This is a genomic window from Bacillus sp. UNC322MFChir4.1 (genome assembly GCF_000746135.1).
Classification (GTDB): domain Bacteria; phylum Bacillota; class Bacilli; order Bacillales; family Bacillaceae_G; genus Bacillus_A.
Map to the genome: position 1 here is coordinate 189,475 of NZ_JQKQ01000010.1, position 12,926 is coordinate 202,400.

General features: G+C 34.7%; 11 protein-coding genes. 4 read left to right on the forward strand and 7 right to left on the reverse strand.

What is annotated here, in order from left to right; genetic code table 11:
• The first annotated feature begins 154 nt into the window (after nucleotides 1–154).
• Nucleotides 155–547 carry a YueI family protein gene (locus BR72_RS03985; protein WP_035430341.1) on the forward strand — a complete coding sequence of 131 codons (393 nt, stop codon included), beginning with the start codon at nucleotides 155–157 and terminating at the stop codon, nucleotides 545–547.
• A gap of 224 nt (nucleotides 548–771) precedes the next feature.
• Here BR72_RS03985 and BR72_RS03990 read toward each other — a convergent pair whose 3' ends face one another.
• The gene (locus tag BR72_RS03990; protein WP_231559665.1) at nucleotides 772–2,130 is read right to left on the reverse strand and encodes a hemolysin family protein; all 1,359 of its coding nucleotides are present in this window, start codon (nucleotides 2,128–2,130) and stop codon (nucleotides 772–774) included.
• Nucleotides 2,131–2,689: 559 nt separating this feature from the next.
• Between BR72_RS03990 and BR72_RS03995 the strand changes: the two genes are divergently transcribed.
• The gene (locus BR72_RS03995; protein WP_035430344.1) at nucleotides 2,690–3,181 is read left to right on the forward strand and encodes a chromosome segregation protein; all 492 of its coding nucleotides are present in this window, start codon (nucleotides 2,690–2,692) and stop codon (nucleotides 3,179–3,181) included.
• A gap of 46 nt (nucleotides 3,182–3,227) precedes the next feature.
• Here BR72_RS03995 and hcp read toward each other — a convergent pair whose 3' ends face one another.
• The 5 genes from hcp to BR72_RS04020 all read right to left on the reverse strand — a co-directional run bounded on the left by hcp (nucleotide 3,228) and on the right by BR72_RS04020 (nucleotide 9,697).
• The gene (gene hcp, locus BR72_RS04000) at nucleotides 3,228–4,514 is read right to left on the reverse strand and encodes a hydroxylamine reductase (RefSeq protein ID WP_035430346.1); all 1,287 of its coding nucleotides are present in this window, start codon (nucleotides 4,512–4,514) and stop codon (nucleotides 3,228–3,230) included.
• A gap of 106 nt (nucleotides 4,515–4,620) precedes the next feature.
• On the reverse strand, nucleotides 4,621–5,217 hold the full coding sequence (locus BR72_RS04005; RefSeq protein WP_035430348.1) for a hypothetical protein: 597 nt from the start codon (nucleotides 5,215–5,217) through the stop codon (nucleotides 4,621–4,623).
• A gap of 232 nt (nucleotides 5,218–5,449) precedes the next feature.
• Nucleotides 5,450–7,300 (reverse strand): hypothetical protein, encoded by a 1,851-nt coding sequence (locus tag BR72_RS04010; RefSeq protein ID WP_035430350.1) that lies wholly within the window; start codon nucleotides 7,298–7,300, stop codon nucleotides 5,450–5,452.
• Nucleotides 7,290–9,104 (reverse strand): hypothetical protein, encoded by a 1,815-nt coding sequence (locus tag BR72_RS04015; protein ID WP_035430352.1) that lies wholly within the window; start codon nucleotides 9,102–9,104, stop codon nucleotides 7,290–7,292. Before BR72_RS04015 ends, BR72_RS04010 begins: the two co-directional genes overlap by 11 nt.
• 332 nt (nucleotides 9,105–9,436) lie before the next feature.
• Nucleotides 9,437–9,697: a hypothetical protein gene (locus BR72_RS04020; protein ID WP_035430359.1), complete on the reverse strand. Its 261-nt coding sequence runs from the start codon at nucleotides 9,695–9,697 to the stop codon at nucleotides 9,437–9,439.
• 340 nt (nucleotides 9,698–10,037) lie between these two features.
• Here BR72_RS04020 and BR72_RS26225 point away from each other — a divergent pair, with 340 nt between their 5' ends.
• Together BR72_RS26225 and BR72_RS04025 are read left to right on the forward strand one after the other, a co-directional pair.
• Entirely contained in the window at nucleotides 10,038–10,211 is a 174-nt protein-coding gene (locus tag BR72_RS26225) for a hypothetical protein (protein ID WP_156107894.1), read from the forward strand.
• Nucleotides 10,212–10,465: 254 nt separating this feature from the next.
• The gene (locus tag BR72_RS04025) at nucleotides 10,466–10,873 is read left to right on the forward strand and encodes a nitrous oxide-stimulated promoter family protein (RefSeq protein WP_156107895.1); all 408 of its coding nucleotides are present in this window, start codon (nucleotides 10,466–10,468) and stop codon (nucleotides 10,871–10,873) included.
• Nucleotides 10,874–11,372: 499 nt separating this feature from the next.
• Here BR72_RS04025 and arcD read toward each other — a convergent pair whose 3' ends face one another.
• Nucleotides 11,373–12,800: an arginine-ornithine antiporter gene (gene arcD / locus BR72_RS04030; protein ID WP_035430361.1), complete on the reverse strand. Its 1,428-nt coding sequence runs from the start codon at nucleotides 12,798–12,800 to the stop codon at nucleotides 11,373–11,375.
• Nucleotides 12,801–12,926 lie beyond the last annotated feature (126 nt).

A 12,926-nucleotide genomic window follows, 5' to 3' on the forward strand; every position in this document is an offset into this window, starting at 1 on the left:
GAATATTAACACAAAAAACATTTTTCGTTAAGACACTATTGTCACATTTTGTTATTTCATGTTGATAAAATTTTTCAATATAGTATGTGAAATTATTTTTTTTGCATCCTTTTCATTTTTTTCATACAATATAAACAGGAAAGGTGTGAAAAAAATGATAAATAAAAATGTGGAAGACTATCTTCAAGAAGGCATTCACGGCCAAAAACAAAACAAACCTGAAGAGCGTAACATGTTTTTAAGCACATTGCGTGAACGTGTAGAAATAGCATTAACGATCGGACAAGTGATGCAAAAAAGCGTATATCCAGAGATTAAAGATCGTATTAGTTCTTCTAAAGGATTAACATTGTATGTGAACGGTAACATCGCTTATCCACATTTATCTAAATACATTACATTAGCAAATGAAAAACAAGTGCCTTTTACAATTGTACAAAATAAAGATGCAAATACACCAATTGGACTTGTTCTCGCACATAATACAGCAATTGAAAAAGAACAGATTTATGTAGAAGATGAAATATACAAGCAAGAAATGAACTGACAAAATACGCCCGGCCTCTAAACGGGCGTATTTTGTACGATAAAGTGAAACTTCCGTCAGTGGGGGTTTTCTTCATCCCCCACTGACGGTTAGTTGAACCAATCGGGCTTTTACGGGCAGTTATCCCCCACCTATCTTCTTTGCTTCTCTCTGAATCTTGAGGTGGGGGTCTTACTGCCCACGAATAGCGGGATAAATAAAAAACCTCACCTTAAAGGTAAAGGTTATGAACTGACTTGTTCTTGAAATGAAACGGGCTGTTCTACTACCTCTGCAGACTGAACTGTAAGTTGCTTTGTCACTTCAATTTGTTTAATGTAATATCCATCTAATTCAACAATACGAAACTTATAATTTTCAATATCGATACTATCACCTTGTTCAATTTCAAGATGTTCTGTTAAAATCCAGCCTCCAATTGTATCAACATCTTCATCGTCGATCGCAAGTCCTAACAATACATTCACTTCACTAACAAGTACCTTTCCTTCTAAAATTAATCTTGTTTCGCTAATGCGCTGAATTTCTGGCTTTTCATCTGTATCAAATTCATCCTGTATGTCGCCAACAATTTCTTCTAATATATCTTCAACTGTTACAATTCCCGATGTCCCGCCGTACTCATCCACTAAAATTGCCATATGCGTGCGTTCCCGTTGCATTTTCACAAATAAATCATGAATAGCGATGGATTCAATAATTTGAATAATTGGACGAGCATACTGCGCAACAGTTTCTTTATTATTTGTGCCATTATGTTTCACAAAATCTTTGAAAATATCTTTAAAGTTTACAAAGCCAATAACATGATCTTTGTCACCGTCAATGACAGGATATCTCGTATATTTCTCATTTGACATCATTTTCATTGCTTCCATAACAGATTGCTCTTTCTCTAAAATGACCATTTCTGTTCGTGGAACCATTATTTCTTTCGCTATTCGATCGTCAAATTCAAAAATTTTATTCACATATTTATATTCTGATTGATTAATTTCACCATTTTTATAACTTTCTGATACAAGCATACGTAACTCTTCTTCTGAATGTGCTGCTTCATGCTTTTGCATTGGCATTATACCAAACATTCTTGTAACTATACGCGCTGAACCATTCAATGTCCAAATAAAAGGATACGCAAGTCGATAGAAGAAGATAAGCGGTCTTGCAACTGATAAGCTAATTCCTTCTGCCTTCTGAATCGCCAATGTTTTCGGAGCTAGTTCGCCTACAACAACATGAAGAAAGGTAATGAACATAAAAGCTAGAAAAACAGATAATATAGATGTCGCCGAGGGAGGCACTTCCAATTTTGTAAAAATCGGTTCCAGCATACGTTTCACTGTCGGTTCTCCTAGCCAACCAAGGCCGAGTGCTGTCACTGTAATCCCTAACTGACATGCTGATAAATACTCGTCTAAGTTTGTAATGACTGTTTTCGCTGCAATTGCACGTTTATTTCCTTCTCCAATTAAATAATCGATACGTGAGCTCCTAACCTTGACAATTGCAAATTCAGCTGCAACAAAGAAAGCAGTTAAGGCAATTAAAACAATCACCATACTTATACTAAATATGTCCAAATACGTTTCCTTACTCACTTTGTAAGTAAGGAAGCCACCTCCTAATTGTTTTATTCTAAAGAAAAGACTACTCTAACAATCTTACAAGTTTCTACACTAGTAATTCCCTTTTATACATTATATGCATACATGATAAAGATATTTACGTTTATGATAACGAAACTTATACTCTCCGTCAAATAAGAGAAACAACTGAAATTATATACATACAAATTAAAAAATCGACATAAAAAAAACACTCTTTCTTTCCGGGATGGCGAGAGCAGCTTGTCAGGCATAGAAGCGGCCAGGTTCTTATTCTATGCCTGGTAAGGTTTAAAACAAAAAAAAGCAAGTAGCGGTCATATTGTATTTTGCATAGAAGTGACTTATATGTCGAAAAATCAAACTAGATATATATAGACATTTTTTTCATTTTCGAGATGTTTCTATCCTAAAAAAATTTATTTTTGTCAAAAAGCACTTTCTTTGCCGATTCCTCGCTTCTTTTGTCAGCTATGCAGGGAACAAACAAGTTATCACGAAACCTTCTAATTAATGAAATATAGGAGGGGTTATTGTGGAGTATAAAACGCCGATGATTGCCAAAACGTTAGGGATTAGTCCAAAAGCTGTTATCCGCCTTGCACAGCAAATGGGATTAGAGTTAAAAAAGAATAAATTTGGCCACTATGTTTTTTTCGAAAAAGATTTACAACAAATGCTTGATTTCCAGCGATCTGCACCAAGTCAAAATCATGAACCATCTTCCTATCATGCTGCTGAAGCAGCACCGTCAAATGAAATGGAACAGTTTATAAAAGAATTAAAACATCTATCCTTACGATTAGATCGGCTAGAAGAAAAATTACACAATAAAGCAGATGATGTCGTAAGTTATCAGTTGTTACAACACCGAAATGAAATGGAAGAAATGTATGCAAAAATTAACCAATTAGAAGCAGCACTTAAACAAAAAGAATCTATCTATATTACACAGGAAGTCGCAGCGTCAAAACAAGAAGAAAAACCAAAACGTCGGAAAATGCTTTTAAGTATTTTTGGATTTTAATACACGTAATGAAAAAGGTGACGTTCATTGAACATCACCTTTTTCATTATGATAACATCACTTTCATATCTTCTTCTGCCGTTGTAATGAGTTTTAAACGAAATGCGTCCTGTAACACTTGTAGTACACTTGGTGATATAAACTCCGGTGCTTTCGGGCCGATACGAATATCTTGAATACCAAGGCTAAATAATCCGAGTAAAATGGCTACAGCCTTTTGCTCAAACCAAGATAATACAATGCTAACTGGCAATTCATTCACTTCACATTGAAATGCTTCTGCTAAAGCGGCTGCAATTTTTACTGTTGAAATCGAATTATTACATTGTCCGAGATCAATATAACGCGGTATATTTGTTCCTGGTACAACACCATAATCTACGTCATTAAAGCGGAATTTCCCGCAAGATGTCGTTAAAATAACTGTTTCTGCTGGTAAGGATGTTGCTAATTCCCGGTAATATTCTCCGCCTTTGCCAGGTGCATCACAGCCAGCAATGACGAAGAAACGTTGAATTTTACCAGCTTTCACCGCATCAATTATTTCTGGTGCAAGGGATAATACAGTTTCATGGTGAAATCCCGTTGTTAACTGTTCTTCTGACTCCATTTGGACATCTGGAAGCTCCAACGCCGTTTCAATAAGCGATGTAAAATCATTATTTTCAATCCTACGTACTCCTTCTAATCCTGCAACATCATAGGAAAAGAAACGGTTTGCATATGTTCCTTTAATTGGCATGACACAATTTGTCGTTGCTAATATAGCTCCTGAAAATTTTTCAAATAAACGACGCTGATCATACCAAGCCTTTCCGATATTCCCCTTTAAATGCGTATATTTTTTCAACTGCGGATAGCCATGTGCTGGCAGCATTTCAGAATGTGTATAAATATTGATACCTGTTCCTTCTGTTTGCTTTAATAACTCTTCTAACGCGAACAAATTATGTCCTGTAACAACAATCGCTTTTCCATAGGCGCGATTTTGTGTAATTTGTACTGGTTCTGGCACTCCGAAATGATCAATATGTGCCTTATCAAGTAATTCCATCACATGAATTGCAGCTTTCCCAACTTTCATTGCCATATCTAAATGTTCTTGTTCATTAAAGTTTGAATTTGTTAACGTCATATATAATGCTTCATTTACTACTGCATCTACAAATGGGTCTGTGTACCCAAGCTGCGCTGCGTGGGTACGATATGCAGCAATTCCTTTTAATGCAAAGACGATAATATCTTGTAAACTTGCAATGGTTTCATCTTTTCCACAAACTCCGATAATTTTACATCCTCCGGTAGACGTTTGTTCACATTGATGACAAAACATCATTCCCATCCCCTCTCTAGCAATCTTTATAGTGTAAGCGTAATACAAATCACTATCGAAAGATGTGATGAGAATCACATGGAATGATGCAATTATGTGACAATAATTACCTTGTTAACATAATTTTTTTACTGTTTTCTTTAATTAGTGCTTGTGCATGTTCATTTCCTTGAATCACGTCACGAAATTCTTTCAAGGAGTACATATGTGTTAATCCTTTCAAAACATGAATACAAACTGGTACACCTTGTATCTCATCATTAACAGGAAATGCATCATCAATTGGTTCTATTGGAAACCCTAATGAACGTAAGTACATATACATACGCTTTGTTACAACCGCAATATACCACTCTGCTTTAACTTCTAATGCATGTATAAATAAAATCGTCGCAAGTTGTTTAAATTGCCCACGACCGCGAGATGTTTTTGCAATACTTAACTTTCCAACTTCGTACAAGTTTTTTAACCCTTTTATATATTCATTTTCAGAAAACGGATAAAAAAACTCGGAATTCGATTGTTCAGGTGTTGTATAATTTATGCATTCAATGGTTCCGATATAATGATTGTCCTCTATCAATAAAAATCTTGAAGGTGTTAAATTTCGTTCTACAAACATTAAGTTTCGTTCTTCACAAAAATCTCCCCATAATTGTTCGAACCAAAAATGTTCTTCCTTTGTTTGAACACGTTGGAACATACTTCCCCGCCTTTCCCATCGCCATTTACTTTTGTTAGCGCTTTCACAATCTATCATATAAAAAGGTAACTTGCTATGCAAGAAAAAATATTTTTCATTTAAAAATAATGGTTCCTAAATTATTTTTAAATTTATACAAAAATCCCCTGAAAAACATGTTACATCTTGAGAAGGCCCTACACATCTCAAATTTCAAAAGAAAAACTGACCAATCAGGGGATAAAGTGTAACATTATTCCCTTATCCCCGCCAGCCATCTCTGAAAAATGTTCACTAATTCTTTCTTCCCCGCTAGCCTCTCTTCTCCTTTTTTTGTTTTATACGGATACAATTGTAAAAATACACCGCAACCTGCTTCAATTTTTTTGGCATGCAAATGACTGCCTGGATATACACATATAACTTCATAAATTGCACGGCGGTGAAATAATCGTTTTCCATCCTGCTCTTCTACGTATTTAATTGACCAATATTTGTACATCTGCTCGGTTGCTTTCGTATTTCCAACTGGCTGAAAAATGTTATACATCGGACTATATTTTACTTCAATAATAATTGATGATTGATATTCATAAGCAGTTTCCCCTCGCTTATAACAATCGATACGAATATCCGGTTTTTTTGTATCTTCTCCATTATAAAAATGGCTCTGTTTACTAAGTGCAATAAGTGGATGGGTTTCAATTAAATCATTGAATGCCACATGCAGCTGCAACTCTTCGTTTTCTAACACGATTATTGTACCATCTTGTAAACCGTCTAAATAGAAATACGATTGAATTTGTTCTGCAATTGACGGAACATCGTTAAAGCCAATCTCCTGTAAAATTGCCACAACAGTAAAATATGCATAGTACTCATAAATTAAAAATGTCGGCTTATAAACAAATAAAAATGATGGTTCTATTTCATTGTGCTGCGGTAAAAATTCAAGCTGACGTAATAACTGATGATAAACAGGGGGGAGTGTATGTGTTGTAAGCGTAGCTTCTTCCCGAACACCTCTCCAAAATGGTGTGTATAAAAGATGTGAAAAATACGTAAGTATACTTTGCAAAATGGAATATAGCACTTTATATTCTTGAATTTTCATCGCAATTTTGCGCAAATCAGTGTCTTTTAACAAATGAATATTACTATATTTTTGTTTGTCTCGCTCAGTTACAGAGCCATTTCGCTCAATCATTTGCATAATGGTATGCACTGCTTTTTTCTCTTCTCTTCGCGTTTGCTGTGCCCTCTCTAATTTCTGAATCGTTTCACGTAAAAACAAATCAATTTCTAATAGCTTATTATAAAACAACTTCGTTTTATATTTTACATAGCCATTTTCATTACAGTGCTTTTGCTCTGTAAATCGGCGATTAAATCTTTTTGCATACGGCTTTTTCTCATGTGAAATGATGCTCTTTCTTGTGGGCTTTCTCTCTTTTATTTCCCATATATATTCTTGTTCAAAAAATTTCTTATGCTGCACTTCATAATATAACTGCTTTACTTTTTTCATTTTTTGCGGCAACACACGTAGCATACGCATATATGAATAATCTTCAATCTCTGCAAACGTAACAAATGTCTTTTTATAATATCCCCGATCTAAAATGACTCCACCTAGTATAGACTTTACATATTGCTGAATTAACTCTAGTTGATCGTCAAAAAAATTTTTCGGAACGATTTGAAATGCTCCGTAAAACAGCTCTTCTCCAATCTGCACTTCAAAGTGATATATACCGCAGCGCCATGGATATGTATAATCCGTTTTTCCGTGCTCATACAGTAAAACGGTACGCTGTTTTTCATGCAGTTCATATTTCCATTCCATATGGTGCTTTTGGCCTTCATATACTTTATTCCAAATAAACGTAACTTTAATAGGATATTGTGATTGTATATGTAACCGAAGCGGTTTTAATTCTTGTACTTTGTACACACATGAAGAAATTGTAACTGGTGAAACACAAAGTTTATTTAAAACAATATGTTCCCCCTTCTCTCCTGCTCCTACTATCACTTTCAATACGAAAGGAAGCCTCTCCCCTGTCTCTATAATCTCTGTCTCATACGGACTTTCATTTAACATATCCGTACAGCTCCAACTCTCGCTGTTTTTGTTTCATATACAGCAGTGAGTGTTCAAAGGTTGAAACACGATTTGCAAGTGATGACTGTAATAATTGTACAAGAGACATCTCTTTTTTCCCCTCTTCACGAAGCAATGCCCCTATTGTCGCTTCTGTGCCACGTAACTTCGTTAAAATACGTTGTTTTATTTGTAAATCAAATGCTTCTTCACGACTTATTAACAAAGATTCTCCTTCATCATACGGAATATTTTGTAAATAAGATGCAATTGCCGATGCAACGCGAAAAGAAATTCCTTTTGAAGCATCGTGAAGAAATAACAGTTGATGCACTTTATCTAATAACTCCAACTCTTCATCTGTAAACACGTCAAGCATTACCTTGTGGTGAACCCAATTCATTCGAAATTCTAATGCTGAAACAGATAATGCACACGGAATATTTATCATCTTTCTCTCCACTATACTCATCTCACAAAATGGGATTTTTTGAAGGAATACGACATTTACACGGTCTAATAAACGGTCAGATAGCTCCTTTGTTGTTTCATCAAAATTAACTGTACCAATAAATATGACATTATCACCAATTTCTATTTGCGGTGGTACATCCTGTTCTTTTTCATTACTAGCTGCATATAAAGTTAAAATACGATTTTTCCGATTTAGCTGCAAGAGTGATAGAAAAGGAGTAAACCAATGTTCAATATATGACAAGTTCATTTCATCAAATACAATCATATATAATTGATTTGGATTTTTAGCGGCATCTAACAGTGTTCGAACAAGTTTAGTTTCACTTTCCATATACGTTCCATTTGAATGAAGATAACCTAATACGTCATGCGGTTCTTGATACGATGGTGACACAGGAATCCAAATGAAATCTTTCCCAAACGTTAATCCGAGCGCTTCTGCATAGGCTTGCACAAACTGTGATTTTCCGATTCCAGGCATACCACCTACTATTGTTAATAAATTTGTCTTTACACAAATATGAAAATTGTAAATATCGATTTCATCAATATATAATTCTTTTTCTGTGATAATTTTCTTTACGTATTGTATAAAAGAATACTCACGTTCATTCCATTCATTTCTCTTTTCTTGTTTACGTGTATCGCTGATTTCAATTTGTTTTCCATTCTCTTTTATTTGTTTTTCTAATTGTTCATATACTTCTGCTCGAACAAAAAACAAACTATTCTCTACATTCATATCGACATACTGCATCCAATCATCCATATCGAGGTAACGAACATCACGCCTCAGTTCTCGATATGTAATGGTACTAATAGAAGGTTTTAAAGATACATTTCCATATATCCGCCCTTCATGCCATAGCAACTCTGGCGTACCAAAATCATGCGGGAATTTGGGCACTAGAAATGAAACATATCCTTTCCCAAGTTTTCTTTCAAATACTTCTCTCGCTTTTGGGACTGATAGTTTAGGAGAAGGAATCATTTTATAGGAGCTTGCAATTTCTCTTTCTTCAGCAGCTATTAATTCTGCATATAAAATGTTCTCCATATAAGAAAGTTGGAATAGCAACAATTGTTTTTCTCGTCTTCCTTCTTTTATACTGGCAAAGAATTTTTCATTTTGTTTACTTTTATATAAACCCTCAAATATATGTGAATCTTCTCCAAAAGCCGCTTCAATTATGTTTGGGATTGGCGAAAGACAAACGACAAAAAATGACCCTTTCTTCTTCTTTTTCTCTTCTACAAATTTCCCAATAAAACGCATATGCTGTAATCTCTTTACAAAGCTTGGGTGAAGAGCTTTCTCAAGTTTCATCTCGCTCACCTTCTTTTTTCAATGCTTTTATCCCGTTAGTCGCGGGCAGTAATGCTCCCACCTCACATTCTGGACGAGCCACTTCCACATTTCTTTGTTGTCCAGCTCTAGCGGCTTAGAATCTCCGGTCATTTCGCCCCCTCGGACGAGGCAAAAAGCACCACTCTGCCTTATGCGTGGGCGTCCTGCGATTCTGAGCAAGCTGCTTCCGCTTTTCTTAAGAAGTTAGGTAGGAGATAAACTACCCGTAACCCCCCACTGATTAAAGTTTCACTTTATCATTGTATGAATAATAAGAGCAAACTAGAAATAAAAAAAACTGACACTAATTGTCAGTTCAAATGTAAGCCTTCTTTTTCTTGTGAAATTGCATTGTGAGCAATCTTCATTTTCGCTAAAACATAACGTAATGTATCTTCTGCATTCATATCTTCATGTACATGCATATTGGCTAAAACTTCTACAGAACAAGCTAAATTTTCTACCGCTCCGCGCAGTTCGGGATGTCGATTAAAGAACGCTTCTTGCACTAATAATTTCTGAATATCTTTAGCTAACTCTACAATCCGCATCAATTTTTCCTTTTCTTCCATAACAATCCCCTCCTACACATTATTAAAACTATATATTCTGTTTATCCTTAAAAATTCCTGCCAATTTTTAAAATTAACACGTAAGAAACCTTATTCACCCACTAAAAAGGCGTTAGCCTTAAGATGGGAATCAATGATCCAATTTTTTTATTATAAAGATGGAAATTTTTAAGTGTTGTTTGCTCAAAAATCTTACTTGTCTCCTACGAAACCATAATTTCATAAGTACTATAAAAGTTATAGCTTATAAAATAAATCAAATAGATTATTTGTACAAACACTTTTCCTTATTTGTCATTTTATATACTATAACTTTATAAAGAAGAAGAGTTATATATATATGTGTAATTCTGCGAGTAATGGATGTTGTCCTTTATCTCAATTTGTTGTTGATAGTATATGTGGCATTTTTGATACAGATCTTATAATAAATGTTTTTAGTGATTCTACTGGATTTCAATTAGCGACGATTACGATAACAATTCATACAACATCATTGGTTCAGTTGTTTTAGTTATTCATGAAAAGAATGAAATTTTTTTTGAAAACAAACAATATATAAGATAAAAAAACCTGATTTCTAAAATATCTTAGCGTATAATATCCGCGTTTTATCGTTAAGACCCTATGCCCATCAACTTAAGATTTTAAAATTCCCCAAAACAAAAATTTTGTGCATTATGCTCGTTTTTATTGTTGGTTATGATTGGTAGGGCCATTCTCCATTAATAATTCGTAGGAAAGAGATAAATATTAGAAAAATTGTCAATGAAAATTCATGTAAACCCTCTAAAAAAATCTTACAATCAAAGCAGAGAGACTTTGGAACGGGAGGCACTAGCCATGAATCGAATTGAACGTGAAGAGAAAACAATTAGCATTATGATTGATATGTATTGTAAAAACGAACATGAACAAGATACTATATGTGAAGAATGTCAGAAGTTAAAAGAGTATGCTTATTTTCGTTTATCAAAATGTCCATTTCAAGAGAAGAAGCCAGCATGTCAAAATTGTAAAATTCATTGTTATAAACCAGATATGAAAAATTTCGTTAAGGATGTTATGAAGAAGAGCGGACCGAAAATGATTTTAAAACATCCATATTTCGCGGTCATGCATGTTGTTGACACAATGAAGAAGGCTCCTGACTTACCGAAAAGAAAAAAGAGCTAAAAAATCAATTTTATTATTTCTTTAGGTCTATTTGTCGTTTACATATAACAAGGATTTAACAAAATGAGCCAAAAACGGCCGTTTAAGGAACTTTATTGAGTTTTAACGAAACTAACAGAAAGATGGTCAAAAACCAGTTCCGAAACTCATTACCAAAAAAAATCCCGTAACAAGCATTAAATATCGTTTAACCGATGATCAAACGCAAACACGTCTGAAAAACCAAGCGATACGCGAAAAGAAGAAAGGCATTATCATGAAGGATAAAAGTAAACGTTTAATGGGCATGCGTTAAGACCCCTTATTGAAAAAATTAATAATTTTAAATGACTGTATTGCTAAGACATCCTTTTTAAGGATATTTTACCCCCATCCAAACCAGGACGGGGGTATGTGTGTTGGAAGTATTAAACTTAAACAACTTGTTGTAATCTTAACACTTCCTTTTTACGGGTGGTGACAGCTTTGCTGGCCCTACCCTTTTTGTATATTGATATTTTTACATTCCAATCTTGCCAGCAACGAGCATATAAATAGAAACTACTGCTGCAAGTAAAATGATTATCATCACATACCGTTCAGCGCGAGTAAAACAGCGATTTCCTTGTTCTTTTCTTGCAGCAACATATACGATAAGTCCGATGCCATATACTAAAGAAACAAGTAATAAATTTTTTAATCCTGCTGCATATACAAGCCAAATCCCATATAAAGATGCCATAGAAGCAAGTATCCCATCTTTCCATCTGTTTCCTTCATATGCTTTTGTAATCACTAATTTCAACTGATATAGTGCTGAAAATACATATGGGAGTAAGATTGATGTTGATGCAATAAAATACATGATCTGATATGTGGATGCTGAAAATAACACAATAATAAATAATGTTTGGGCAACACAGTTTGAAATCCATAATGCCATATGCGGTGTATCTTTTTTGCTTGTTTTCGTAAATACCTTCGGAAATACGCCGTCTTTTCCAGCAACGTGAGAAATTTCCGAAACAAGTAAAAACCAACCAATTAATGTACCAATAAGCGAAGCAATTAATCCTAAGTTAATCACATATGCTCCCCATGAACCAACGACATGTTCTAATACATGTCCCATTGATGGTGTTTCAAGTGCCGCTAATTCCTCTCGTGACATTACCCCTAGTGATAAAACAGAAATTAAAATATAAATGCTCATTACTAGCAGTAAACCGAATACAGTTGCTTTTCCGACATCACGGCTATGTTTTGCTCGTCCTGATAAAACGACGGCTCCTTCTACCCCAATAAATACCCAAAGCGTAACGAGCATCGTGTTCTTCACTTGTCCAAATACAGAAGATAATGAGACCGTACCTTTCCCCCAAAAATCATGCGTAAATGTATCCCAGCGAAATGCAATAACCATAATCACAATAAATAATACAATTGGGACAAGCTTACCAATTGTCGCAATAAAATTCATAATCGAAGCTTCACGAATTCCAACTAATATAAGAAAATGAAGTGTCCACAATAAAAGTGATGCACCGACAATAGATGGAACATTATTACCACCTTTAAAAATCGGGAAAAAATATGCTAATGAGTTAAATAGCATCATAATTGTTGCAACGTTGCCTAATATTCCAGCAATCCAATATCCCCATGCACTGTTAAATCCAATATATTCCCCAAATCCAGCGCGTGCGTAGCTATAAATACCACCCTCAAGTTCAGGCTTTCGATATGCCAACGATTGATATACGAGAGTAAGCGGAATCATTCCTAGTCCTGTAATACACCAACCAATTAAGGTAGCACCGCTGTTTGCTCCTGCTGCTAAATCGTGCGGTAAACTAAATACACCGCCTCCAACCATTGTTCCTACTACAAGTGCGATTAATGGAAAAAATCCTAATTTCTTTTCTATTGGTATCACCCCATCTGTAATTTCTTGTTGTGCTCATTCCGTTCTATCAGGCATCCATAATATGAGTTATTTATATAAAATACGTACCTCGAAAATAACGAACTGTTTCACTTTATATTCTTTCAGAAAAACATTACTTATTCTAAA

Coding starts and splice junctions, on each gene's coding strand:
- hcp (WP_035430346.1), bottom strand. CDS start 4,514: ATGTTTTGTCATCAATGTGAACAAACGTCTACCGGAGGATGTAAAATT.
- BR72_RS04025 (WP_156107895.1), top strand. CDS start 10,466: ATGAAAATTCATGTAAACCCTCTAAAAAAATCTTACAATCAAAGCAGA.
- BR72_RS26225 (WP_156107894.1), top strand. CDS start 10,038: ATGTGTAATTCTGCGAGTAATGGATGTTGTCCTTTATCTCAATTTGTT.
- BR72_RS04015 (WP_035430352.1), bottom strand. CDS start 9,104: ATGAAACTTGAGAAAGCTCTTCACCCAAGCTTTGTAAAGAGATTACAG.
- BR72_RS04010 (WP_035430350.1), bottom strand. CDS start 7,300: ATGTTAAATGAAAGTCCGTATGAGACAGAGATTATAGAGACAGGGGAG.
- BR72_RS04020 (WP_035430359.1), bottom strand. CDS start 9,697: ATGGAAGAAAAGGAAAAATTGATGCGGATTGTAGAGTTAGCTAAAGAT.
- BR72_RS04005 (WP_035430348.1), bottom strand. CDS start 5,217: ATGTTCCAACGTGTTCAAACAAAGGAAGAACATTTTTGGTTCGAACAA.
- BR72_RS03985 (WP_035430341.1), top strand. CDS start 155: ATGATAAATAAAAATGTGGAAGACTATCTTCAAGAAGGCATTCACGGC.